The sequence below is a fragment of the Thiohalobacter thiocyanaticus genome (assembly GCF_003932505.1).
GTDB classification, from domain to species: domain Bacteria; phylum Pseudomonadota; class Gammaproteobacteria; order Thiohalobacterales; family Thiohalobacteraceae; genus Thiohalobacter; species Thiohalobacter thiocyanaticus.
The window spans coordinates 130,815-154,661 of the sequence record NZ_QZMU01000001.1; the positions used below are offsets into that span (position 1 = coordinate 130,815).

At 67.2% G+C, this 23,847-nt stretch carries 18 protein-coding genes and 2 pseudogenes; 9 read left to right on the top strand and 11 right to left on the bottom strand.

Annotated features, from left to right (window positions below; genetic code table 11):
* Positions 1–78: 78 nt before the first annotated feature.
* The 3 genes from D6C00_RS00670 to mrcB form a co-directional block, all read right to left on the bottom strand.
* Positions 79–591, bottom strand: coding sequence for a DUF6998 domain-containing protein (locus tag D6C00_RS00670; protein ID WP_125179852.1), 513 nt, complete (start codon positions 589–591; stop codon positions 79–81).
* Positions 592–692: 101 nt separating this feature from the next.
* Positions 693–1,238, bottom strand: coding sequence for a tetratricopeptide repeat protein (locus D6C00_RS00675; protein WP_125179853.1), 546 nt, complete (start codon positions 1,236–1,238; stop codon positions 693–695).
* Complete coding sequence (gene mrcB / locus D6C00_RS00680) at positions 1,226–3,559, bottom strand: penicillin-binding protein 1B (protein ID WP_125179854.1); 2,334 nt, start codon at positions 3,557–3,559, stop codon at positions 1,226–1,228. The genes D6C00_RS00675 and mrcB overlap by 13 nt, the downstream gene beginning before the upstream one ends.
* Before the next feature lie 131 nt (positions 3,560–3,690).
* Between mrcB and D6C00_RS00685 the strand changes: the two genes are divergently transcribed.
* Positions 3,691–4,443 carry a TVP38/TMEM64 family protein gene (locus D6C00_RS00685; protein ID WP_125179855.1) on the top strand — a complete coding sequence of 251 codons (753 nt, stop codon included), beginning with the start codon at positions 3,691–3,693 and terminating at the stop codon, positions 4,441–4,443.
* A 34-nt stretch (positions 4,444–4,477) separates the two neighbouring features.
* Positions 4,478–6,409, top strand: coding sequence for an endonuclease/exonuclease/phosphatase family protein (locus D6C00_RS00690; RefSeq protein ID WP_125179856.1), 1,932 nt, complete (start codon positions 4,478–4,480; stop codon positions 6,407–6,409).
* A gap of 884 nt (positions 6,410–7,293) precedes the next feature.
* On the opposite strand, the gene D6C00_RS00695 is transcribed toward D6C00_RS00690, so the two are convergent.
* The 3 genes from D6C00_RS00695 to D6C00_RS00705 all read right to left on the bottom strand — a co-directional run bounded on the left by D6C00_RS00695 (position 7,294) and on the right by D6C00_RS00705 (position 10,887).
* Positions 7,294–8,325 carry a hypothetical protein gene (locus tag D6C00_RS00695; RefSeq protein ID WP_125179857.1) on the bottom strand — a complete coding sequence of 344 codons (1,032 nt, stop codon included), beginning with the start codon at positions 8,323–8,325 and terminating at the stop codon, positions 7,294–7,296.
* Positions 8,326–8,343: 18 nt separating this feature from the next.
* The gene (locus D6C00_RS00700) at positions 8,344–10,038 is read right to left on the bottom strand and encodes a vWA domain-containing protein (protein ID WP_125179858.1); all 1,695 of its coding nucleotides are present in this window, start codon (positions 10,036–10,038) and stop codon (positions 8,344–8,346) included.
* Between the two features lie 192 nt (positions 10,039–10,230).
* Entirely contained in the window at positions 10,231–10,887 is a 657-nt protein-coding gene (locus tag D6C00_RS00705; protein WP_125179859.1) for a thiopurine S-methyltransferase, read from the bottom strand.
* 305 nt (positions 10,888–11,192) lie between these two features.
* Here D6C00_RS00705 and D6C00_RS00710 point away from each other — a divergent pair.
* The 7 genes and pseudogenes from D6C00_RS00710 to D6C00_RS00735 all read left to right on the top strand — a co-directional run bounded on the left by D6C00_RS00710 (position 11,193) and on the right by D6C00_RS00735 (position 17,232).
* Positions 11,193–12,678 (top strand): annotated as a pseudogene (locus tag D6C00_RS00710) (FAD-linked oxidase C-terminal domain-containing protein).
* A gap of 59 nt (positions 12,679–12,737) precedes the next feature.
* Positions 12,738–13,673, top strand: a pseudogene (glcE, locus tag D6C00_RS00715) (glycolate oxidase subunit GlcE); the annotation flags it as partial.
* Positions 13,662–13,736, top strand: coding sequence for an FAD-linked oxidase C-terminal domain-containing protein (locus D6C00_RS16665; RefSeq protein WP_399361181.1), 75 nt, complete (start codon positions 13,662–13,664; stop codon positions 13,734–13,736). The pseudogene glcE and the gene D6C00_RS16665, both read left to right, overlap by 12 nt.
* Positions 13,736–14,953 carry a glycolate oxidase subunit GlcF gene (gene glcF, locus D6C00_RS00720; protein WP_125179861.1) on the top strand — a complete coding sequence of 406 codons (1,218 nt, stop codon included), beginning with the start codon at positions 13,736–13,738 and terminating at the stop codon, positions 14,951–14,953. Before D6C00_RS16665 ends, glcF begins: the two co-directional genes overlap by 1 nt.
* Positions 14,954–14,956: 3 nt before the next feature.
* The gene (locus D6C00_RS00725) at positions 14,957–16,300 is read left to right on the top strand and encodes an FAD-dependent oxidoreductase (RefSeq protein ID WP_125179862.1); all 1,344 of its coding nucleotides are present in this window, start codon (positions 14,957–14,959) and stop codon (positions 16,298–16,300) included.
* On the top strand, positions 16,284–16,862 hold the full coding sequence (locus D6C00_RS00730; protein WP_125179863.1) for a L,D-transpeptidase family protein: 579 nt from the start codon (positions 16,284–16,286) through the stop codon (positions 16,860–16,862). Before D6C00_RS00725 ends, D6C00_RS00730 begins: the two co-directional genes overlap by 17 nt.
* An 88-nt stretch (positions 16,863–16,950) precedes the next feature.
* Complete coding sequence (locus D6C00_RS00735; protein WP_125179864.1) at positions 16,951–17,232, top strand: Lpp/OprI family alanine-zipper lipoprotein; 282 nt, start codon at positions 16,951–16,953, stop codon at positions 17,230–17,232.
* Between the two features lie 12 nt (positions 17,233–17,244).
* Here D6C00_RS00735 and D6C00_RS00740 read toward each other — a convergent pair whose 3' ends face one another.
* The 5 genes from D6C00_RS00740 to zipA all read right to left on the bottom strand — a co-directional run bounded on the left by D6C00_RS00740 (position 17,245) and on the right by zipA (position 23,836).
* Positions 17,245–18,174, bottom strand: a complete 930-nt coding sequence (locus D6C00_RS00740; protein ID WP_125179865.1) for a L,D-transpeptidase family protein — start codon at positions 18,172–18,174, stop codon at positions 17,245–17,247.
* A 37-nt stretch (positions 18,175–18,211) separates the two neighbouring features.
* Positions 18,212–18,547: a PilZ domain-containing protein gene (locus D6C00_RS00745; RefSeq protein ID WP_125179866.1), complete on the bottom strand. Its 336-nt coding sequence runs from the start codon at positions 18,545–18,547 to the stop codon at positions 18,212–18,214.
* 17 nt (positions 18,548–18,564) lie between these two features.
* Entirely contained in the window at positions 18,565–20,904 is a 2,340-nt protein-coding gene (locus D6C00_RS00750) for a DUF1631 family protein (protein WP_125179867.1), read from the bottom strand.
* A 161-nt stretch (positions 20,905–21,065) separates the two neighbouring features.
* Positions 21,066–23,090: an NAD-dependent DNA ligase LigA gene (gene ligA, locus D6C00_RS00755; RefSeq protein ID WP_125179868.1), complete on the bottom strand. Its 2,025-nt coding sequence runs from the start codon at positions 23,088–23,090 to the stop codon at positions 21,066–21,068.
* Positions 23,087–23,836: a cell division protein ZipA gene (zipA, locus tag D6C00_RS00760; RefSeq protein ID WP_125179869.1), complete on the bottom strand. Its 750-nt coding sequence runs from the start codon at positions 23,834–23,836 to the stop codon at positions 23,087–23,089. Before zipA ends, ligA begins: the two co-directional genes overlap by 4 nt.
* Positions 23,837–23,847: the final 11 nt, after the last annotated feature.

Consider the following 23,847-nt stretch of genomic DNA (forward strand, 5'->3'; position numbering starts at 1 on the left):
AGCGTGGCAATCTCGTACCGCGGCTCCGCGCCTCGCAATGACGGACTCTGTTGAATGATTCAAAACGCTTCCGCAGTCTCAATCAAGCCGCCCCTCTTCCCGGGTCCAGACCAGCCGGCCGATGGCCTTGAAGCGGGCGATCGACAGGGGGCCGCGCTTGCTGCGTTTGCTGGCCGCGGCCTCGTCGATGGTCGCGGTGATGACGTCGCGTCCGGCTTCGTAGATCTCGGTGGGCTCGTAGCTGTCGTCCATCAGCACCAGCACCACGCTGTCCCAGTCCTTGTCCAGCTTGAGCTGGCCGAGACGGTGGCCGGACTTGCTCTCGTCGAAAATGGTGCGGCACTTGATCTGGACCCGGCGGCCGCGACCGACGGCGTCGTAACCGGCCTCACGATCGCCGACCAGTTCCAGGTCGAGCAGCCGGGCGGCATCGTTCTCGGCGATCTCGGCGCTGATGCCGGGCAGCGGCTTGCCGGTGGCCCGCCAGTAATCGGCCGCCAGCTGGCGGGCCTGGGAGATCAGCTTGTCGACGGCGTAGGGATTCTCCTCGCCGCCCTGCTTGTCATTGTCGTTGGATTTCGGCTCGGCCATGATGCCCGGTCGCTCCTGTCTGTGAGATGTTGGGCCTTGCCCAGCCAAGCCCAACCTACGACATCCCGCACTCTCGGGCATTCTACAATGTTGACAGCCAGTTAGCGCAAGGAATCGGCCCGGCGCTCGGCCTCGGCCGCCCCTCGCTCGTCCCCCTGATGGCGCCGGGCACGGGCGATCAGGCGCCAGTTACGGGCCTGCAGCAGGGAATCGTCGCCGGCCAGACTGCTGGATTTGGCCGCCAGCTGTTCGGCCTGGCGGTACTGGCCCTGCTGCAGCCGGACCTCGGCCAGACGGTTCCACAGCACGGGATTGCGCGGCTCGATGCGCAGGCCGCGTTCCAGCGACACGGCCGCGGCCGACCAGTCGCGCTCGCGGCTGGCCGCCTCGGCCTGTCCGAGCAGGCTGGCCACTGCCGGACTGGCACCGGAACTGGAACGTTCCAGCGGGATAACGACCACATCCGCTCCATCTTCCGGGGTGTCGGCGGTGGCGGCCGGCGCGGGCGCCCTGCCCCCGCCGGTCCCGGCCGGTTGGCCGGCATCGATGACCGGCGCGCGTTCCCCCGGCGGCACGCTGGCGCAGGCCGAGAGCAGCAGCGCGGTCAGGGGCAGTAATCGGAACAGAATCTGTGTCAGTCGAACCATCGTTTGAACCAGTTGCCGGGACTCAGGCCCTCGCCCCGCGCACAGGGCGCCAGGGTTTCGGGTACGGTGCCTTCGATAAAGGGCAATTGTACCCGATCTGCGCAGCCACGGTCGGCCCGCAGGCCCGAAGCGGGGTCGATTTCCGCCAGTTCCACCCCGGTCGCCGGGGTGTAGACCGACGGCAGCACGCCCCTGCGCGCCATGATTTCGCTCCACAGCTGCAACGCGCCCTGGCTGCCGGTCAGACCCATGTTGCGGTTGTCATCGCGTCCCACCCAGACCACCATCAGCCGGTCATCATCATAGCCGGCGAACCAGCTGTCGCGAAGTTCGTCAGTGGTGCCGGTCTTGCCCGAGAGTCCGGCCCCGGCGCCGAAGCGCGCGCCCAGCGCCCTGGCCGTACCGCGCAGGGCAACCTCGCGCAGGGCGAACTGCACCAGAGAGACGGCCGCCGGTTCGGCCACCCGCTGCACTTCCAGCGGATAGCGCTGCAACGGCAGGCCCTCGGCGTCCACCACTTCACGGATCGCCTGCAGCGGCGAGCGGAAACCGTTGGCCGCCAGGCCCTGGTAGAGCTGGGTGAGCTCGAGCGGTGTCAGTTCCAGCGCGCCCAGCAGCAACGAGGGCAGCGGCCGGATGTCGCGCTCCAGGCCCATACGGTCGAGAGTACGGATGAGGCTGTCCAGGCCGGTATCCAGACCCACCCGCGCGGTGGGCACGTTCAGGGATTCGACCAGGGCATCGATCAGCAGCACCTCGCCGCGGAATTTCCTGTCGTAGTTGCGGGGCTGCCAGGGATCGCCGATGGGCATGTCCAGGGTGAAGGGGGTATCCTCCAGCCGGCTGGCCAGGGTATAGCCCCCCGATTCCAGGGCGGTGAGATAGACAAAGGGCTTGATCAGGGAGCCGATCTGGCGCCGTGCCTCCAGTGCCCGGTTGAAGCCGGCGGCGTGCGGGTCACGGTCGCCGAGCAGTGCCAGTACCTCACCGTTCTGATAACGGGTGACGATCACGGCGGCCTGCAGGGCGTCGGGCTCGATATTGTAGCCGCGCTCGAGCTGCGTCAGACGGGCGTCGGCCTGCGCCTCGACCGTGCGCTGCAGCAGCGGGTCGAGGGTGGTGAAGATGCGCAGCCCTTCCGAACGCAGGTCCTCCTCGCGGTAATCGCGCTGCAGCTGCCGGCGTACCAGTTCCAGGAAGGCGGGATGCGCATTGCTGGCCACCCGGCGCTTGTCCACCACGCCCAGCGGTCGGGCCTGGAGCCGGGCGGCATCGCGTGCCTCGAGCCGGCCCTGTTCGGCCAGCAGCTCCAGCACCAGGTTGCGCCGCTCGCGGGCACGCTCGGGATGACGCCGGGGATCATAATAGGAAGGTCCCTTGACCATGCCCACCAGCAGCGCAGTCTGCTCCGGCGTGAGCGCTTCCAGGGCGCGGCCGTAATAGAAACGGCTGGCCAGACCGAAGCCGTGGATGCTGCGGGCGCCGTCCTGGCCCAGGTAGACCTCGTTGAGATAGGCCTCGAGGATCTCATTCTTGCTGTAATGCAGCTCCAGCAGCAGGGCCATCAGGGCCTCGTTGAGCTTGCGGACCAGGGTGCGTTCGTGGGTGAGGAAGAAGTTCTTCACCAGCTGCTGGGTGAGGGTGCTGCCGCCCTGCACCACCCCGCCGGCGCGGATGTTGGCGAACAGGGCACGGGCGATGCCGCGCAGCGAGATGCCGTGGTGATCGTAGAAGCCGCGGTCCTCGGTGGCGATCAGGGCGGCGGTGAGAAAGTCGGGCACCCCATCCAGACTGACCAGGATGCGGTCCTCGCCGTGGGTGGGATAGATGCTGGCGATCTGTTCCGGCTCCAACCGGACGATGGGCACCGCCCGGCCGCCGGCCAGATCGCTGATGGCACTGATACGCCCGCCGGCGAAGTCGATGCGCAGACGCCGCGCCGGCTCGGTGGCATCCCAGAACTGGAAGCGCTGGGTATGCACATGAAACCGGTCGCGGTCGCGCGAGAACTCGCCGGCATGACGCAGCGCCGGTACCTGCTGGTAGCCGAGCCGATCCAGCACAGCGGCGAAGCGCGCCGGGCTCAGCTCCAGGCCGGTGTAGAGTTCCAGCGGCTGGGCATAGACGCGTGCCGGCAGCGCCCAGCGCTGGCCCTCGAACTTGGCCCGGATGCTCGCATCCAGGTACACCCCGTAGGCCGCCAGGACGACGAGCAGCACCAACAGGATGCGCAACCAGGGAAAAGCGCGGCGCGGCCGGCGCTGGGTTTGACGTGCGGGGCGTTTGCGTTTGCGGGGGGAAGTCGATCGGCGCCTTGCCATGCCTGTTGATCCGTCTGGCGATGCCGGCGAAGAGTACGCGAAGCGCCGGGGAATTGCCAGAGCACAGCGTCCCTGTCCGGCGCGCGCCTGCGGGCTTCCCGGAGGCGCGGCGATAGGCTATCGTCCCGGGCATGAAGCCGCCCCGGCCAGACCCTGCCACAGCCTCTACCCTCTCGCCATTGTGGGGGATTGCGGCCAGTATCCTGTTCGTGGCCGCGGTACTTGCCCTGCTGATTCATTTCGGCGTCCACGCCCGGGTGCTGGAACTGCTGCGCTGGTTCGAGGCACAGGGCGCCTGGGCGCCGCTGCTGTTCATCCTGATCATGGCGTTAGTGGTGATACTGCTGCTGCCGGGAGTGCTGTTCACCACCGGTGCGGGCTTCATCTTCGGGGTTGTGGAGGGGACTGTGTATGTCGTACTCGGGACCACACTCGGCGCGGCGCTGGCGTTTCTCATGGCCCGCCATCTGTTCGGTCGGCGCGTCAGGGCCTGGATCATGGCGCGGGCCAGGCTGCGCGTGCTGAGCGATGAGCTGACACCGCAGGGATGGAAGATCGTGCTGTTGACACGCCTGATTCCCTTCTTTCCGAGCAAGCTGTCCAATTACTTCTTCGGCATGACCTCGTTTTCCCTGCGCGGTTACACGGGCGGCTCGCTCGTGGGCTTCATCCCCTTCTCCCTGCACAACGCCTATCTCGGCTCGATCGCGGCCGATCTCACCAGCCTGGGCACGGGCGGCCTGGAGCGCAGCCCGCTGGCATGGGGCCTTTATGCCACCGGCTTCGTCGCCACCGTGACCGTTGTCGTGTATCTCAACCGGATCGCGCAACGGGCGCTGAAGCGCTACCGCGACGCCGGCGTAATCGAGGAAGAGCAGCCGTGAGCTGGAGCCGGGACACAGGCGTGCCGGCCGTCCCATGATCGGCCGCCTCGAGACTGCGCTGCGGCGGCTGCGCCGCAGCCTCAGCCGCAGCCTCTGGCTGTCGCGTCTGCTGCGCCTGCCGGTGTCGGAGGGTTCGCCGAACCGGCCCGGGCTGATCATGATCCAGATCGACGGACTTTCGCAACCGCAGCTGGAACAGGCACTGCAGCGGGGTGAACTGCCTTTCCTGCGGCGCCTGATACGGCGTGAAGACTATCAGGTGCATGCGCATTACTCGGGCCTGCCGTCGACCACGCCGGCGGTACAGGCGGAACTGTTCTATGGCGTCAGGGCCGCCGTTCCGGCGTTTTCCTTCCGGGAACGAAACTCGGGCCGGATCGTGCGCATGTACGAGCCCGAGGCCGCCGCGCGGATCGAGGACCGCTACCGCGATGCCGGAGACGAGCCCCTGCTCAGGGGCGGCAGCGCCTATCTGGACAACTTCAGCGGCGGCGCCGAGGAGACGCATTTCTGCCCCTCCTCCATGGGCTGGGGGCCGGCGCTGCGCGGCGCCAATCCGCTGGTGCTGGTCGCCTTTGTGCTGAGTCATCTGTACAGCCTGATGCGCATCGCGGCCCTGCTGGCGCTGGAATCAGGCCTGGCCCTGACCGATTTCGTTCGCGGTCAAGCCCGGGGTCAGGACTTCATCAAGGAGCTGAAGTTCATTCCCACCCGGGTCGCCATCTCCATCCTGCTGCGCGAACTCTGCGTGATCGGCGGCAAGCTGGACATCAGCCGCGGCCTGCCCATCATTCACCTCAACTTTCTGGGCTATGACGAGCAGGCCCATCGGCGCGGACCGGACTCGCTGTTCGCCCACTGGACCCTGAAGGGCATCGACGATGCCGTCGCCCGGCTGTGGCGCGCCGCCAACCGCAGCGTCTGGCGGCATTATGATGTCTGGATCTATTCCGATCACGGCCAGGTCGGGGTAAGACCCTACCATGAGCTGCAGGGCCATGACCTGGAGCAATCCGTCAGGACGGCGCTTGCGCAACTGGCCGTCCACCCGGCTGTCACCGGCAACCGGGATCTCCCCGGGGTTCAGACCCAGCGCGTGCGCCTGCTGGGCGGGCGGAACATCCAGCGGCTGTTCTCGGTCCTGGGTATAAACGGGGGCGAACCGGACCAGGATCAGGATCAGGACGATGCGATGATCGCCGCGCTGGGTCCGGTGGCGCATGTCTACCTGCCGGCCCGGTTGAAGGTGCGGGAACGCGAGCTGCTCGCCCGCGATCTGGCCCGGAACCACGGGATCCCCGTCGTGCTCAGCTGCCGGGCGGCGGGCCGGCTGCGGGCCTGGACCGACACCGGCGGGTTCGATCTGCCGCAGGAGGTCCCGGCCCTGTTCGGGGCGCGGCATCCCTTCATCGATTCGCTCGGCGACGACCTGCTGCGCCTGTGTGAACATCCCGATGCCGGGGACCTGGTGCTCCTGGGCTGGCACGCCGGCAGCAGCCCGCTGAGCTTCGCCAACGAGGCGGGGGCCCACGCCGGCCTGCATCCGGAGGAAACCCACGGCTTTGCGCTGCTGCCCCCGGACACAGCGCTGCCCCGCTCAGACCACACCTATCTGCGTCCCGGCGATCTGCGCGATGCGGCCCTGCGGCAACTGGGGCGCGTTGCGACCCGCACCGGGGCGGCGCGACGGCGCCCGGCCGCCGCCCGCTCAGCCCGGCTCCGGGTCATGAGCTACAACGTGCACAGCTGTATCGGCATGGACGGACGGATCGACGTCGAACGCATCGCCCGCATCATTGCGCGCGCGCGCCCGGACGTGGTTGCCTTGCAGGAACTGGACGTGGGACGGCAACGCACCGCCGGGATGGATCAGGCACACCTGATCGCGCGCTATCTGGAAATGGAGTTTCATTTCCATCCGGCCCTGCATTCGAGGGAAGAAACGCTACGGGGACGCGATTCTTGAACCCATCTGCCCGCTGCGGATCGTGCGTGCGGCTCATGCCGGCCGGGCCTGCCGAGCGGCCCAAACTGGAACGCGGGGGGCGATTGGGCGCGTGGAGTTGGAAGGCAGAGAGGTTCAGGGCCTCAACACCCACCTGGCGGCTGTCTCCGCTGGCGACACGCCTGTCGAGGTGGCGGCCCTGCCCCTGCTGGGAGGAAGCGACTGGCTGGCTCACGCGCAATGCGTGACCCGTCATCCTTTGCGGCGATTCAACGCCTTCGCATCGCGGTTGTACGCCAAGCTCTGTGCCGCCTGGCGAAGTCGATTCCGGGAGGCTGGCCGCGTTGGGGTGCAAGGGGAACCTATCCCAGCCGTTCCCCGGCAGCCCGCATCGACCACATCTTTGTCCGTCCGGCGTCGACGGTGCGCGGGGATCGATCCCCAGCCACGAATTGGCTCGGACGGCTCGGCCCATCTCCCCTGAATCAACGAACTGTGCTGCGCAACGGGCCGGGCCGCTGTATTCAGTCCTTCTTCAGATTCGAATTCAGGGTGTCGCTGTCATATCGATGGACCGGGCGTCTCCTCCTCGTGGTCGAAGGCCGAACCTCCCTGGGGTATTGATTGCCCGCGTCTAGGCGGCGGACTACGGCGTTCTGGTCTCAACCCCGGCAGCAGGGGCGGCTGCGGGGCGGCCTCCTCCAGCAGGGCATCGACCGTCGCGTCGCCGCGGCGGCCGCCGCTTCCCTGCGGAATTCGGCTGCAGGTGCGCGTTTCATCACTTCCACTGAGGGCGGTGTCCGCTGCGGGATGGCGATTTGCAGCCTCCGATCGGGCGCGTCGCATCCGCGCGCTGCAAGCCGCACTCATACTCGGCCGGGGCAGCACTCTGCGCCGCCGGCGGGTCAGTCTCCTCCCCCATGGGATTCTCCAGCTGAGACTGCAGCGATTCGATCTGCTCGCGCAGCAGGCTGTTCTCGTCTTCCAGCACCATCACACAGGTGCCCAGTTCCTGATTGGAGCGCTGGATCTTCTCCATCGCATCGCGCAGCTCGACCGAGGCCTCCTTCTCCCCCACCGACTGCTTGAGCATGCTCTGTAACTTGTTGATGGTCCTGTTGCTGGTTGCCGACCAGGTTGCGCAGCATGTCGGAGTCCGGGCTGGCATGCGCGCCCTGTGGCCCGACACTGCCCTGCCCCTGTTCACCCGGCTCTGGTGTCTGCCTGTCCATGGCCTCCAGCGAGCGTTCCAGTTCGAGGCTGCTCGCTTCGGCGTCCTGCAGTTTGGCAATGATGTCGCGCATTTCCTCGGACTCGCTCATCTCCTTTTCCAGCAGGTCGCGCAGCTCGCGCATCACGTCCTGCTGGTTGCCGACCACCGTGCGCAGATGGGCGAGCTGGCTTTCCAGCTGCTGCTCGCGCGCCAGGGCGCCGGCTGCCTCATCGGCTTCGTCTTCCTCCACCGTTTCCGCTGCGGTGGGCGTGAAGGTGGCGAGCAGATTCTGCATCTGCTGCACGATATGCTGACGCCGGGCCTCGGGGTCCCCGGCCATAGCCTGGGCATCCAGTTCCAGCTGCAGAAACTGATGGCGCGCGGCCAGCATTTCACGCGCCTGTCCCTGCTGCGATCCGTCCCCGGGATCGGTCCCGTCGTCCGTCCCCGACGCCGGGTCGGAACCCAGCATCAGGCTGGAGGCATCCAGTTCCTCGCGCAGGAAATCGCTGTAGGCGCGGGTCTCGGCCTGGGTGTCCGGCGTGGGCGCCGGTTCCGCCACCGGGGCTGTGGGGACTGCGGGCTGCTGCGCCAGCGACTGACTCAGCCGGGCGATGGTGCGGGTGTTCCGGCGGTTGCGCACATACAGATACCCGGCCAGGACGCAGACCAGCAGCAGTAGTTCCAGGATGGCGAGGATGCCGTATATGTGCAGTTCGATCATGGCGTCATCCTGCCGCGATCAGCCCTTGTCCGGGCCCTCGTCGTCGGCCGTCTCGGCGTCCTCCCCGTCCTGCGCAGCGGCCTTGCGGGCGCGGCGCCTGCGCCACCACAGGAAGCCGCCGACGGCCGAGCCGATGAGCACATTGACCAGGATGAACAGGCCCAGGATCAGGCCCAGATTCAGGTTCAGGCCGGAATCCTGTTCCGCTTCCGGCTCGGGATCGATGATCTCTTCCCGCATGGCCTGCGGCTCGGGCTCGGGTTCCGGTTCGGCCTGCGGTTCAGGCTCGGGCTCGGGTTCGGCTTCGGCTTCGGGCTCAGATTCAGATTCAGGTTCGGGATCAGGCTCCTCGGCCGTAACCGGATCGGGCGGCGGTGCCTCGCCTTCCGGCAGCGGCGGCACCTCGATGAACAGGGACTTTTCCCGCTGAAAGGTCTGGCTGCTGGCGATCAGGCGGATGCGGTGAGAGCCCGGGCGGGTGAATTCAAAGCTCTGCAGGAAGTGGCCCGGATCGGCGTCCGCACCGGCCTGCAGTGACAGGTGGCGCGGTTCGCCCTCGGGCGGGGTGATCTGCATGCGGAATTCGGTGTGATCCAGGATCTCGGCCGCCTTGATCGTCTCTCCGGCCTGCTCCAGCCAGGCGCTGGCCTGCATCGGCTCGCCGATGGCGGGGTCGGAATCGGCATCGCCGAGGCGGCCCTCCAGGCGCATGTTGGTCACTACATAGGCGCGGTTATCCTCGCTGTCGGAGACCAGCCGCCAGGTCCCGGCCGGCGGCTTTTCGATGGTGATCATGTCGAAGCGCTCGGACTGGAACCAGCGCACGGCGGGACCGGCGACGTCGGGCCGGATGATGCGTTCATCGGGCATGACCAGCTTGATCTCGGAGCCCGGGGTGTTCTTCGAGGCCACCACCGTGACCTCCTCGATGGCTTCGTCGACCATGAATTCGCCGCCGGCGATGGGCAGCATGTCGGGCTGCTTGGCGCTTTCGAACAGGGTGCTGAAGACCCGGTGCAGCTCCCGATCGTTGGACGCCAGGCGCGAGATCGCGCCGGTGCCGCTGGCGATGGTACGCAGCAGGGGCATGTCCGAAGCCTCGGTGAAGGCCAGGGTATAGACCTCGATGCCGGCCGCGCGCAGTTCCCCGATCATGTCCTGTTCGATGACGGCGGTGAGGCGCTGATCCTGATCGAAGTCGCCTGTATCCATCCTGCCGTCGGACATCAGCAGCAGCATGCGCCGCCGACCCTCGCCCCCTTCCTCGGCCAGCATCCGGCGGCCGGTCTCCAGCGCGGCATGCAGATTGGTGTAGGCGCCCAGCGCGGAGACCTTGTCCACGGCCGCGAACAGCTGGCTGCGGTTGGCCTCGGTGGCCGGGGTGAGATGGGCGACCGGATAGCCGGCATCGCTGAAGCTGATGACCCCGACCCGGTCCTGTCCGGCCAGCAGGGAGATGAACATGCGCGCGGCGGCAACCCGCAGGCGCCTGGGGTCGGTCTCCTTCATGCTGCCGGAGCTGTCGATGATCAGCACCGCATCGACACCCTCGCCGTTGCCGGCGGCGACGAAATCGTCGGAGCCGGCCGCCGTGACCGCCGAACTCAGCAGCCACAGGACAGCGGCCAGGACCAGGCCGGACAGCCAGGTACCGGCGGGGTGGGAAACATCGGACTCGGGGCCGGCGGAGCGGCCGGTCAGGATGGGCTCCATAATCTCGATCCTTTCTCTATCCCTGACATAACATCATGTTTTATAGATTAATCATAAACCCCGGGCGGGTGCCGGGCGGATCCGGCCACCCGCACTGGCGGAGCTACAGCCTATAACGGCCGCAGGCTGTCAGAACTTAGCAGAAAGGCGGTACAACGGGCTGTTTTCGTGAGAAAAGCGGGCGGGCGGGATTCAGTCGCTGGGCTCCAGACGGTAGACCCGCTCCTCCAGCCGGGTCAGACCGCGCTCGCGAAAGCGGGCGTTCTCGGCCAGCACGTCCAGGCTGTCCAGCGGGGTGATCCGGTGGCTGGCACCGTAGAGTTGCTCGATCTCATCGGCGCTGACGGCAAAGGGCGGGCCGTCCATCTCGTGCTGGTCATAGTCCAGGGTCACCAGCAGCACCGGGCAGGCGGGTGCCAGCTGTTGCAGCTGACGGGCATAGTTCGGACGCATGGCCGGCGGCAGGGCGATCAGGGAGGCGCGGTCGAAGACGGCATCCACCGGCCCGAGCTCGGCCGGCATCAGGTCGAAGTAATCGCCTTCGATGAGGGTGATCTCGCCGGCCTGCCAGAGGCGGAAGCCATCCGTGTCACGGGTCTGGGGTGTCAGATCGTTGTCGTCGAAGAAGGCACGCACAGCCCGTTCGCTGATCTCGACCCCGGTCACGCGGTGGCCCTGGGCGGCCAGCCAGAGCAGGTCCAGCGTCTTGCCGGCCAGCGGCACGAACACATGCCGGTCCGGCGCCAGGCCGAGTTGCGGCCAGAAACGCTGCAGGTGGGTGTTGATCTCGTCCTGGTGAAAACCGATCTGGTTGTTGTCCCAGCGTTCGAGCCAGAATTGCTTGTCCATGGAATGACTGCCCGCGGCCGTGTTACGAAAGGCGCATTGTCCGGCGCCAGGCATGCCGGAGCAAGCCTGCGGCACAGGAATAACCCGGACCGGCGAGAGTTAATCTCCCGTGCATGAATGCCGTCCACTCATGCAGAATAACACCCGTCATTGCGAGGAACGAAGTGACGTGGCAATCTCCAACCGATTGATTCCGCAGTATGAGATTGCCACGCTGCGCTCGCAATGACGGCTAAAGTAAATGCCGTTCATCCCAGACATAAATGTTAAAGTTGCAAGTATCCCAAACCGGATTACCAGAGCCGATGTCCACAGCCACCGCTACAGCCCCCCGCCCATCGCGCGCCCGTATCATCGCTGATCTGCAGGCCCTGCTCGGCAGCGACCAGCTGCTGCACCTGCCCGAGGATCTGCACCCGTACGAATGCGACGGCCTGTCGGCCTACCGGAAACTGCCCCTGGCCGTGGCCCTGCCGGCGACGGTGGAACAGGTCCGGGCCGTACTCGGCTACGCCAGTGAACATGACATACCGGTCGTGGCGCGCGGCGCCGGCACCGGTCTGTCCGGCGGCGCCCTGCCCCATGCCGAGGGCATTCTGCTCAGCCTGGCGAAGTTCAACCGCATCCTCGAGATCGATCCGCGCAACCGCACTGCGCGCGTTCAGCCCGGCGTGCGCAACCTGGCCATCTCCGAAGCGGCGAAACCCTATGGGCTCTACTATGCGCCCGATCCCTCCTCCCAGATCGCCTGTACCATCGGCGGCAACGTGGCCGAGAACTCCGGCGGCGTGCACTGCCTCAAATACGGCCTGACGGTGCACAACCTGGTCGAACTGGAAATCCTCACCATCGACGGCGAACGCCTGCGCATCGGCACGGCCGCGCCTGACGCGCCCGGCTACGATCTGCTGGCACTCATGACCGGCTCGGAAGGCATGCTCGGGGTCATCACCGAGGTCACGGTCAAGCTGCTGCCGATTCCCGAACGCGCCCAGGTGATCCTGGCCGCCTTCGACGACGTGGCCCGGGCCGGCCGGGCCGTGGGCGCGATCATCGCCGCCGGTATCGTCCCGGCGGGACTGGAGATGATGGATCGCCTCGCCATCCGCGCCGCCGAGGATTTCGTGCATGCCGGCTACCCCGAGGTCGAGGCCATCCTGCTGTGCGAACTGGACGGCACCAACGAAGAGGTCTCCGAACACATCAGCCAGGTGCGCAGGGCTGCTGCAGGAGCACGGCGCGGTGGAAGTGCGCACCGCCCGCGACGAGGCCGAACGCGCCCGCTTCTGGCAGGGACGCAAGGCCGCCTTCCCGGCCGTGGGACGCATCTCGCCGGACTACTACTGCATGGACGGCACCATTCCCCGCAGCCGCCTGGCCGAGGTGCTGACCCGCATCGGCGAACTGTCACGGGAATACGGCCTGGCCGTGGCCAATGTCTTTCATGCCGGCGACGGCAACCTGCATCCGCTGATCCTCTACGATGCCAACAATCCCCGGCGAGCTGGAACGCACCGAGGAGTTCGGCGGCCGGATCCTGGAGCTGTGCGTCGAAGTCGGCGGTACCATCACCGGCGAGCACGGCGTGGGCATGGAGAAGATCGACCAGATGTGCGTCCAGTTCCGGCCGCTGGAGCTGGCGCAGTTCCATGCCGTCAAGGCCGCGTTCGATCCCGCCGGCCTGCTCAACCCGGGCAAGGCCGTACCCACCCTGCACCGCTGCGCCGCCGATTCGGCGCCATGCATGTGCACCAGGGCGAGTTGCCGCATCCCGAGCTGGAACGCTTCTGATGTGCGATATGACCGCCGAACTCAGCGAGCGGGTGCGCGCCGCCGCCGACAGCGGCAGCGCGCTGCGCATCCATGGCGGCAACACCAAGGCCTTTCTCGGCCTGGCAGTCCGGGGCGAGGCCCTGTCGGTGCACGACCACGACGGCGTACTGCATTACGAGCCGAGCGAACTGGTCATTACTGCACGTGCCGGCACGCCGCTCAGTGAGATTGAACGCCTGCTTGCCGCCGAGGGTCAGATGCTGGCCTTCGAACCGCCCCACTTCGGCCCAACCGCGACCCTGGGCGGAACGCTCGCCGCCGGTCTGTCCGGCCCACGCCGGCCTTATGCCGGGGCGGCGCGCGATTTCATGCTGGGCTGCCGGCTGCTCAACGGCCGGGGCGAGGACCTGCATTTCGGCGGCGAGGTGATGAAGAACGTCGCCGGCTACGACCTGTCCCGGCTGCAGATCGGTGCCTTCGGCACCCTGGGCGTGATCCTGGAGGCCAGCCTCAAGGTACTGCCCCGCCCCGAGGTGGAACAGACCCTGGTCCAGGAGCGAGGGGATCGGGAAGCCATCGAGCTGATGAACACCTGGGCCGGCAAGCCGCTGCCCCTGTCCGGCGCCTGCTATGACGGCGATCATCTGTATGTGCGCCTGAGCGGCGCCGAGACCGCGGTGAAAGCGGCCGCGAATAAGCTCGGCGGCGAACCGCACGCCAGGGCGGAATCCTTCTGGCAGCGTCTGCGCGAACAGGAACTGAGTTTCTTCAAACACAAGGCGCCGCTGTGGCGCTGCGCCGTGGCCCCGGCCAGTCCGCCGCTGGCGCTGGACGATGCCCAGCTGGTCGACTGGGGCGGCGGTCTGCGCTGGCTCGCCAGCCGTCAGCCGGCCGAGCGCATCCGGCGTCTGGCCGCCGGGGCCGGCGGCCACGCCACCCTGTACCGCAATGGCGATGAGGACACGCCGCGCTTTCACCCGCTCGATCCCGCCCTGCTGGCGTTGCACCAGCGTCTCAAGCAGGCCCTGGACCCGCAGGGCATTCTCAATCCCGGCCGCATGTACCCGGAGTTCTGATGCAGACGCGCCTGCCCGAATCACTGCTTGCCACCGCCGCCGGCCAGGAGGCCGACGCCATTCTGCGCAGCTGTGTGCACTGCGGTTTCTGCACCGCCACCTGCCCGACCTACCAGCTGCTGGGCGACGAGCTGGACAGCCCGCGCGGACGCATCTATCTCATCAAACAGATGTTGGAAGGCGATGAAGCCGGTACCCATACCCGCCAGCACCTGGACCGCTGTCTGAGCTGCCGCGCCTGCGAGACCACCTGCCCCTCGGGCGTGGTCTACCACCGCCTGCTCGACATCGGCCGCGAGGAGCTGGACCGGCGGCTGCCCCGGCCGCATTCCCAGCGTCTGCTGCAGCGCGCCCTGCGTCTGACCCTGCCCTACCCACGCCGCTTCAAACCCCTGCTGGGTCTGGGACGGGGCTTCGCCCGGCTGCTGCCGGCCGGGCTCAGGCGCAAGCTGCCGCCGGTGCAGAACGTGCCCGCCTGGCCGACGACCACGCATGCCCGCCGCATGCTGGCGCTGGCCGGCTGCGTGCAGTCGGTGACCACACCTGCCACCAATGCGGTCACCGCCCGGGTGCTGGACCGGCTCGGCATTCAGCTCATCGAGGCGCCGGCCGCGGGCTGCTGCGGCGCCATGAGTCATCACTTCGCCGCCGGCGACGAGGCACGCGCCATGATGCGGCGCAATATCGATGCCTGGTGGCCGCATATCGAACAGGGCGCGGAGGTGATCCTGGTCACGGCCAGCGGCTGCGGCGCCTTCGTCAAGGAATACGGCAAACTGCTGGCCGACGACCCGGCCTATGCCGACAAGGCGGCACGCGTGAGCGAACTGGCACGCGATCCGGCCGAGGTATTGCAGCAGGAGGATCTCGCCGCGCTGGGCCTGGACGGCGGCGGTCGCAGAGTTGCCTACCATCCGCCCTGTACTCTGCAGCACGGCCAGCAGCTGCCGGAGATTGTCGAAGGGATACTCACCCGGCTGGGGTATCAGCTCACGCCGGTGCCGGACAAGCATCTGTGCTGCGGCTCGGCCGGGACCTATTCCATCACCCAGCCGGCACTGGCCGCACAGCTGCGCGACAACAAGCTGGCCGCCCTGGACAGCGGCGGACCGGAACTGATCGCCACTGCCAACGTCGGCTGCCAGCTGCACCTGCAGAGCGAAAGCGACCGGCCGGTGCGGCACTGGATCGAGCTGCTGGAACCCGAGGCCGGCTGATTCATGCCCAACGACCAGTACGACCTGCTGATCATCGGCGCCGGCATCACCGGCACGGCGCTGCTGTACCTGGCGGCACGCTACAGCGGCATCGAACGCATCGGCATCATCGAGAAATACGCCGCACCGGCGCAGGTCAACACCCTGTCCAGCAATAACAGCCAGACCCTGCACTGCGGCGATATCGAGACCAATTACAGTCTGGACAAGGCCCTCAAGGTGCAGCAGGCCGCGCGCAAGCTGGCCAACTATTGCCTTGCCCAGCCGGACCGGGATCACCTGATCTTCAAATACCCCAAGATGGTGCTGGGCGTGGGCGCGTCCGAGTGCGCCGCGCTGGAAAGCCGCTTCGAGGCCCTGCGTCCGCACTACCCTGCCCTGCAACGGCTGGAAAAGAAGGATATCGCCCGCATCGAGCCGGCCGTGGCCATCGGTGCCGACGGCCACCTGCGTCCGGAACCGCTGCTGGCGCTGGGCTCGACCGATGAGTACACGGCGGTGGATTTCGGCGCCGTGTCGCGCTCCTTCCTGCGCCAGGCGCAGGCCGTGGCCGGCAAACAGATCGATGTGCGCTACAACGAGCCGGTCAGCCGCATCGTCATCGAGGACGACGGCCTGCGGGTCGACACGGCAGAGGCCTGCTATCGGACCCGGTCGCTGGTGGTCTGCGCCGGCGGACACAGCCTGAAGCTGGCGCAGGACCTGGGCTATGGGCTGGAGTATTCCTGCCTGCCGGTGGCCGGCAGCTACTACTTCACGCCCCAGATCCTCAACGGCAAGGTCTACACCCTGCAGAACGACAAGCTGCCCTTTGCCGCCATCCACGGTGATCCGGATGTCATGGTGCCGGGCAAGACCCGTTTCGGGCCCACGGCCCTGATCCTGCCCATCCTGGAGCGTTACAATTACCGCACCCTGCCGGACTTCCTGCGCGTACTGCGCTTCGACCGCCGGGTGGCGAAGGTGCTGTGGGACCTGCTCAAGGTGAAGGATATCCGCAACTACATGTTCAAGAATCTGCTGTTCGAGGTGCCGGTGCTGCGCAAGACGCTGTTCCTGCGCGATGTGCGCAAGATCGTGCCGGGACTGCGCTACCGGGACCTGAGCTTTGCCCGTCGCTTCGGCGGCATCCGGCCGCAGCTGATCGACAAGCCCAACGCCCGGCTGCTCATGGGCGAGGCCAAGATCGACACCGGCCGTGGCGCCATCTTCAACATGACCCCCTCGCCCGGCGGCACCTCCTGCCTGGACAACGCCGAGCAGGACCTGCGCAGCCTCGCGGCCTTCCTGGGTGCGGAGATCGACGCGACGGCGCTGGCCGCCGAGCTGGATGCGCGGTCCGCGTAACCGGCGCCGGGGCTGGCTGGCAGGCCTTGTCTGCCTGCTGCTGTCCGGTCTGGCCGCGGCCGGGGTCGGTGCCGGACAGCCGGCTGTCTGGCTGCGGATCGACACCGCCGCCCTGGAACTTCATGTCATGCGCGGCGGTGAGCGGTTGCGCACCTACTCCGGGATCGCCATCGGCCGTTACGGTACCACCGCGGCCAAGCGCGTCGGCGACGGCATGACGCCGCTGGGCGAGTTCCGCATCGTGCGCATTGCCGCGCGCACCGACTTCCACCGCTTCTACGGTCTGGATTATCCCAACCTGTCCCATGCCCGTGCCGGGCTGCAGGCGGGCCGCATCACGGCGACGCAATTCGAACGCATCCGCCAGGCCCTGCGCCAGGAGACCGAGCCACCACAGCACACGGCCCTGGGCGGTTACATCGGTATTCACGGCCTGGGTGACGGCGACTCCGCGATCCACGCCGATTTCAACTGGACCGAGGGCTGCATCGCCCTGACCAACGAACAGGTTGATGATCTGGCTCAATGGATCGACAAAGGCACGCGGGTGGTCATTGAATAGACACCGGGCTTGGATATACTCCGGGGTGAAACCCGATTCATCACGGCAGGTTTCTTTCACCCACCCCTCATTACTGGGAGACGCGACAATGAAGCAAAAAACACAGTTCGGCGCCATCCTGCTCCTCGGCGCCTTCGCCCTCGGCGGCTGCGCCAGTACCGGTGAAATCGATCAGCTGCGTTCCGATATCGAACGGGCGCAGAGCACCGCGGACGATGCCGCCGCCGAGGCCGCCGCGGCCCGGAGCGAGGCTGCTGCTGCCCGCAGGCTGGCCGAAGAGGCCCAGGACGATGCGGCCGCCGCCAAGGCCAGGTCCGAGGAAACGGATGCCAAGATCGACCGCATGTTCAAGAAGTCCATGTACAAGTAAGAGGGCGGCGCCTCATTCCGGCAGCGAAACCGCGACCGGATAGCCGCTCGGATTCTCCACGGCCTGGTTGATCCGCCGGCCGCTCAGCCGCACCGGCGGCCGTCCCTGCGTGGCCGTCTCGATGGCATCCAGGGCAATGGACAGCAGCTGTTCGCGTCCGGGGCGGTCCTCCTCCAGCGGGGGATGCACCTCGAGGTAGAGGGTCCCCAGCAGCCACCCCGCCTTCACCGTCTGGTTGACGATCCGCACCGGCGTACCGACCGGTACCTGCTCGTAGAGGACGGCGACATCCTCCGGGTACATGCGGATACAACCGTGGGTGACCCGCATACCGATGCCCCAGGGCTTGTTGGTACCGTGAATCAGGTAGCCGGGCACACTCAATCGCAGGGCGTGTTGACCCAGTGGGTTGTCGGGACCGGGCGGCACCACCTCGGGCAGCGGCTCGCCGCGGGCCGCCGCCTCCTCGCGGATCGAGGCCGGGGGATACCAGGCGGGATCTGTCTGCTTGCGGCTGATCTTCCAGCTGCCCAGCGGTGTGTTCCAGTCCATGCGCCCGACGCTGACCGGCCAGGTGCGCACCTCCGGTCTCTCGCCCCGTCCGGCCGGCGGATAATAATACAGCCGCATCTCCGGCACGTTCAGCACCAGCCCCTCCCGTTCACCGGCCGGCAGGATGAATCGGGTGGGCAGGGTGACCCGGGTATCCGCTCCCGGCAGCCAGCGGTCCACGCCGGGGTTGGCAAGCAGGATCTCGTCATGGCCGAGCTGATGGCGGCGGGCGATATCCAGCAGGGTGTCCTCGTGGGCGGCCTCGATGACCTGAATCCGGCCCACCAGATCGACGTCGTCCGGCGGCAGTGGGAAGCTCTGGCCGCGGGCCGCTGCCAGGGGCAGCAGCAACGCCAGTGTCAGCGGCAGAAAGCATTTCATATGTGACATGACAACCCGGTGGGGCGGCCAGCGCAGCGCGGCCTGGTCAGAGTTCGTCCAGGTAGCGTTCCAGACTGGCGCTGTGTCCGGATTCGATGTCGATAATGCGCAGCCCGACCCACCAGGCGCCCGGCTGCTCCGAGGGCTGACACCAGAGGGATTCGACCCCGAAGCGCAGCGGCCCGGCCTCGTCCTGCACGGCGGTGCCCAGATCCAGTTCGCACTGATAGACGGCATTGGCGGGCACCGGCTGTTCAGTGAATACCATCATGCCGCTGGGTGAGAGATTGAGCAGCGTACCCAGTTCCCGGCCGGTGTTCACATCACGCACCCGTACCCCACCGGGGACGGACTTGCGGGCATGTTGGCGTTTTTCCTTCATGGCGGCTCCCGTGGCCGTTATTTGTCCGCGATCCAGGACAGGACCGTATCCATGACCCGGTCCACGAAGGGCCGCGGGTCCTGCTGCACGATCCGCGCGCTGTCGGCGGCCAGGCGCCGCGCCAGCTGGTCACGCGTGTACTCGGCCGCCTTCACCCCCATCGGATCGACGAACAGGTAGCGTTTGCTGAGCTTGCTGTACCAGGCCAGGCGCAGGCGCCGCGGGCGACTGTCCGGATCCATGAACTGGAACCAGGTCCCGTAGTCGATCTGCTCCAGGTGATCGGCATGGGCCTGCTCGAGGGCCGAGAGGCTGCTTCCGGCGGTTTCCGCCTCGGCCTGTCCGGGCAGGGTCAGGTCCAGCACCTCCAGCCTGACCGGCCCGGTCGTGGCGCCGGCCCGGGGATCGCAGGCCGCTTCCTGCCAGGCCTGGATGCGTTTCATCAGTTCCGGCGTGTCCTTGCGGCCGTATTCGCTGAGTTCACCCAGCGAATCCCGGATCGCCGTCTGCACCCGCGGCAGACGGGCCTGGCGGCGTTCGCACTCGGCCTCGGATTCAGGCGTCTCGATGCTCTCGATCACGTCCTGCAGCACGCGCGTGGCCAGTTTCCAGGCCGGGCTGGCCTCGCCATCGCGCTCGCGCAGCAGGATGAACATCAGCTTTTCCGCCCACACCTGGGTCAGGTGAACCGCCGCCTCCTCGGGCAGGTGCCGTTCGGCGATGATACGGGCGATCTCGGCATGCGCGCGCCGGCGGGCCTGGCCCAGGCGCTCCTGGCCATTGGCGGCCTCGACGGCGCGGTTCTCGATGATGCCGGTCTTGTGCTCGAGCTCATCGATGTGTGAACCGAGCCCCTGCTCCAGCTCCTCGAACAGCTGCGGATCCTGGGCATAGTCCTGCATGATCCGCTCCACCGTCTCGCGCAGACAGGGGAAGATGCCGCGCTGCAGGTCGTCCTCCATCACCCACTGGCCGCCGGCATCGACCATCCGGTCCAGCAGGCGCCGGGCCGGATGGTCCTGACGCATGAAGAAGGCCTTGTCCAGCAGCCCGATCTTGAGATAGGGCGTATGCAGCCGACTGAGCAGGGCCTTGACCGCGTTGGGCAGCCGCTGTTCGGCCAGCATGCGGTCGAACAGCAGCCCGACCAGGTCGATGATATCGGCGTCCTCGGGATCCAGCGCCTCCTGTTCCACCGCGCTTTCGATCTGGCGCCGCTCGGTGCTGATGACCGTCTGCAGATGACTCAGCAGGTCGGCATCGACCTCCAGATTGGTGATCAGCTGGTCCAGATTCTGAGCGGCGCTGCCCTCGGCATAGGTGTCCTGGATGGTCTGGGCCGACTGGACGATGCGGCGCCGGCTGGACTCGCGCTGTTCCGGCGGCAGCTGGCGGGTATCCGGTTCCGTCTCGCCGCGCTGCGAGGCCATGCCGCGGCGCAGATCGGACAGCAGGTCCAGTTCCTCGTCGGAGAGCATGGCATTGCCTGCCGCGCCGGCGCTGCCCGCCATACCGCCCGCATCGGCATACGCGTGCCCGCCGGCTTCCGCGACATTTCCCGCCGGGGCGTCAACCACCGAAAAACCGCTGTTGCCGCCCCCCCGGCCACCGGCTCCGCCGGCACCACCGGCCGGTGGCGGCGCCGTCGGCCGCGCCCGGCGGGCATCATGGTGCTTGCGGATTTCGTAGCGCAGGTTGGGCAGGATGCCGGCACTGACCAGTCGCCGGTTGTATTCATCGTAAAAGGCCTGGAGCTCGCGGATCACATGGCGGTCATAGAGCGCGAACAGGATCAGCAGTACCGGCTTGGCCATCTCGATGTCCTGCAGGGCGTCGGCGAAGGCCTGGGCCAGCTGCACCGGCCCGCCGGGCTGGGCCGGTTCCGGTACCCGCTCGCCGCCGTTGACCACGGCCAGGCGCTGGTCGAGACCGTACAGATCGTCGGCATAGGCCGCATTGGCCTTGGCGACGAGGTTCTTGACCGGCAGTTCGTATTCGATGGCCTGCTTGTCCACCAGCGCCAGCTGCTGCATCTGCATGCCGGCCAGACCACCGCCGCCGGAAGTCGGCAGCTGTCCCTGGATGAAACGTTCGAAGCCGGCGTCGATCGTCTTCAGGTAGTGTTCGGCGATCCGGTCCTGGTTGCGTTTCACCAGGTTCATGGTGTCGAAATACTGGAGCTGCTTCTGGTTGTCGCCGGCCTTGTCGGCGGCTTCCAGCAGGGCGACTTCCACCTGCTCGAGCAGGCTGCGAATGAGCGGGGCGAGATGCGAACGGGTCATGCGCCGGCAGCTTTCCATCAGTTTGCCGAACTTGCCACCGAGAGGGGTGGTGCGCGCTTGTGGTGTGGTTGTCATTCTGCTCGGGTTCCCTGAGGTTCACTGCGGCCATCCGATCAGGCGCTGCCAATATATCAGCGCCTGCTGCTGCGGACCATACCGAGAGCGGGCGGACCGCAGCCAGCTTCCGGGTGGATGGTTCTCCCCGGGCGAAGCCGGGCGTGCGCCTCGCACAACAGTTATTCGAGTGCTTCGAGCCGTTTGAGGAAGGCGTCCTCGTCCAGCACCTCGACCCCCAGCTGCTCGGCCTTAGCCAGCTTTGAGCCCGCTGCGCTGCCGGCAACCACATAATCGGTCTTTTTCGACACGCTGCCGGTCACCTTCGCGCCCAGCGCTTCCAGTTGTTCCTTCGCCTCGTCACGGGTCATGGATTCCAGCGTCCCCGTGAGCACCCAGGATTGTCCCTTCAGCGGCAGTTCGGCGCGGCGCCTGATCTCCTGAGCCGGCGGCTCGATGCCGTGGTCGCGCAGCTTGTCGATCACTTCCCGGTTGTGTTTCTGGTCGAAGAAGGTGGCGATCTCGCGGGCCACCACCGGGCCTACATCGGGCACCTCCTGCAGGGCATCCGCATCGGCGGACATCAGGGCATCCAGACTGCCGAAGTGTCCGGCCAGCGCCTTGGCCGTGGCCTCCCCCACCTCGGGAATGCCTAACGCGTGGATGAACCGCGGCAGGGTGACGTCCTTGCTTTTTTCCAGCGCCTCGACCAGGTTCTGTGCGGATTTTCCGGCCATGCGGTCGAGACCGGCGAGCTGTTCCTGCGTCAGCGCATACAGGTCGGCGGCGTCATGCACCAGATCGCGCTCGACCAGCTGCTCGATGAGCTTTTCGCCCAGACCGTCGATATCCATGGCCCGGCGCGAGGCGAAATGCATCAGCCCGGCCTTGCGCTGGGCCGGACAGTGCAGGCCGCCGCTGCAGCGCAGTGCAGCCGCGCCCTCGTCGCGCACCACATCGGAGTGACACACGGGGCATTTCCTGGGCAGGCTGATGCGTCCGGCGCCCTTCGGCCGTCTGGCCTTGACCACGGCAACCACCTGCGGGATGACGTCGCCGGCGCGGCGCACCACCACGGTGTCGCCCAGGCGGATGTCCTTGCGCTCGATCTCGTCGGGATTGTGCAGGGTGGCGTTGGTTACCGTCACCCCGCCAACGAACACCGGTTCCAGCCGCGCCACCGGGGTGAGCACGCCGGTACGCCCGACCTGCCATTCCACTTCGCGCAGCACGGTGTTGACCTCCTGGGCCGGGAACTTGCGGGCGATGGCCCAGCGCGGAGCGCGCGAGACATAGCCCAGCCGTTCCTGCAGGTCGCGGCGGTCGACCTTGAACACCACGCCGTCGATATCGAAGTCCAGCGACTCGCGCCGGCGCTCCATTTCCTGATAGTACGCATGACAACCCTCGAGACCCTTCACCCGCCGGATCTCGGGATAGATGCGCTGCCCCCATTGCCTGAGCCGCTCCAGTATGTCGATGTGGCGATCGGGCAGCTCGGCCCCTTCGATCAGTCCGGCACCGTAGCAGAAAAACTCAAGCGGGCGCTTCGCCGTCACCTTCGGATCGAGCTGGCGCAGGCTGCCGGCGGCGGCGTTGCGGGGATTGACGAAGGTCTTGCCGCCCGCCTTTTCCGCCGCCGCGTTCAGTTTCCTGAAACCGGCGTGGGTCATGTAGACCTCGCCGCGCACCTCGAGCCGGCGGGGGTAGTCCCTGCCGACCAGCTTCAAGGGGATGGAACCGATGGTGCGCACATTCTGGGTGATGTCCTCGCCGGTGGTGCCGTCGCCGCGGGTCGCACCCCGAACCAGCCTGCCGTCTTCATACAGAAGGCTGACCGCCAGGCCGTCGAGCTTGGGCTCGGCCGCATATTCGATTTCATCGTCGGTCTTGAGCCGCTCGCGGATGCGGCGGTCGAAGTCGCTGAGCTCAGCGTCGGAGAAGGCATTGTCCAGCGACAGCATGGGCTGTTCATGGCGGACCGTGCCAAAGGCCTCCACCGGCTCGGCGCCGACGCGCTGGGTGGGCGAATCCTCGGTGACCAGGTCGGGATGTTCGGCTTCGAGCGCCTGCAGCTCGCGCAGCAGGGCGTCGTACTCGGCGTCGGAGATCTCGGGCGCGTCGAGGGCGTAGTAGAGATGGTTGTGATGGCGGATCTGTTCGCGCAGTGTCTCGACCCGCTTGCGGATCTGCTTCGGGGTGCTCATCGGCCGGCGTGCTTGAGTTTCTGCCGACGCTCGAACTCGGCCACCTCCTCGCGCAGGTTTTCGATACGCTGGCGACTCAGCGGGCTGCGGGTCTCGTCGCGCAGCTCGCCGCCGAGCCTGTCGGCGAGCCTGTGCGCGGTGTCGTCCAGGTCGTCGAAGGCCTTGAGCGAGTCGATGGGCGCCGGCAGTTGCAGGAACAGGCTCAGGCCCGGGGTGGTGAAATGCCCCAGCGCGGCCGGATCGAAGGTGCCGGGTTCGGTGAGGTTGGCGATACTGAACACCGGCCGGCGATAACTGCCCGGCGCCATGCGATGGTAGATCTGCATGTCGCCGTACTCCAGACCCAGCTCGGTGAAGGCGCGATCCATTTCGGGGCCGGTGAAGGGCTCGCCGCGCGGGGCGATGAGATAGAAGACGATGATCTTCTCCACCGCGTCAGGCGGCGGGGGCGGCGCAGCACCCTCGCGCTCCTCCTGGATGGCGGCGCTGAGCTCGGCGAGTTCCTCGTCCACCGCGTCCGGCCAGGCCTGCGGTTCGGATTCCGCTGCAGCCGATTCGACCTGACTGAAGGTCTCGGATTCCAGTGTCGCGTCACCGCCGATATCGAAATCGCCCGGCTCGGGCGCGGAGTCGGACTCGACCCGGGGTTCGACCCGCGACGGCCGGGAGGGACGGCGCGACCAGAAATAGACGCCCGCGATGACCACCAACCCCACTCCCAGCAGTATCCAGCGCAAGGATTCCATGCCTTATGTCC

Excerpts from the sequence above, each read along its gene's own strand:
- D6C00_RS00705 (WP_125179859.1), bottom strand. The coding sequence starts at position 10,887 with ATGGACAAGCAATTCTGGCTCGAACGCTGGGACAACAACCAGATCGGT.
- D6C00_RS00700 (WP_125179858.1), bottom strand. The coding sequence starts at position 10,038 with ATGGAGCCCATCCTGACCGGCCGCTCCGCCGGCCCCGAGTCCGATGTT.
- D6C00_RS00690 (WP_125179856.1), top strand. The coding sequence starts at position 4,478 with ATGATCGGCCGCCTCGAGACTGCGCTGCGGCGGCTGCGCCGCAGCCTC.
- D6C00_RS00725 (WP_125179862.1), top strand. The coding sequence starts at position 14,957 with ATGCCCAACGACCAGTACGACCTGCTGATCATCGGCGCCGGCATCACC.
- D6C00_RS00670 (WP_125179852.1), bottom strand. The coding sequence starts at position 591 with ATGGCCGAGCCGAAATCCAACGACAATGACAAGCAGGGCGGCGAGGAG.
- mrcB (WP_125179854.1), bottom strand. The coding sequence starts at position 3,559 with ATGGCAAGGCGCCGATCGACTTCCCCCCGCAAACGCAAACGCCCCGCA.
- glcF (WP_125179861.1), top strand. The coding sequence starts at position 13,736 with ATGCAGACGCGCCTGCCCGAATCACTGCTTGCCACCGCCGCCGGCCAG.
- D6C00_RS00730 (WP_125179863.1), top strand. The coding sequence starts at position 16,284 with ATGCGCGGTCCGCGTAACCGGCGCCGGGGCTGGCTGGCAGGCCTTGTC.
- D6C00_RS00685 (WP_125179855.1), top strand. The coding sequence starts at position 3,691 with ATGAAGCCGCCCCGGCCAGACCCTGCCACAGCCTCTACCCTCTCGCCA.
- D6C00_RS00735 (WP_125179864.1), top strand. The coding sequence starts at position 16,951 with ATGAAGCAAAAAACACAGTTCGGCGCCATCCTGCTCCTCGGCGCCTTC.
- zipA (WP_125179869.1), bottom strand. The coding sequence starts at position 23,836 with ATGGAATCCTTGCGCTGGATACTGCTGGGAGTGGGGTTGGTGGTCATC.
- ligA (WP_125179868.1), bottom strand. The coding sequence starts at position 23,090 with ATGAGCACCCCGAAGCAGATCCGCAAGCGGGTCGAGACACTGCGCGAA.
- D6C00_RS00695 (WP_125179857.1), bottom strand. The coding sequence starts at position 8,325 with ATGATCGAACTGCACATATACGGCATCCTCGCCATCCTGGAACTACTG.
- D6C00_RS00750 (WP_125179867.1), bottom strand. The coding sequence starts at position 20,904 with ATGACAACCACACCACAAGCGCGCACCACCCCTCTCGGTGGCAAGTTC.
- D6C00_RS00675 (WP_125179853.1), bottom strand. The coding sequence starts at position 1,238 with ATGGTTCGACTGACACAGATTCTGTTCCGATTACTGCCCCTGACCGCG.
- D6C00_RS00745 (WP_125179866.1), bottom strand. The coding sequence starts at position 18,547 with ATGAAGGAAAAACGCCAACATGCCCGCAAGTCCGTCCCCGGTGGGGTA.
- D6C00_RS00740 (WP_125179865.1), bottom strand. The coding sequence starts at position 18,174 with ATGTCACATATGAAATGCTTTCTGCCGCTGACACTGGCGTTGCTGCTG.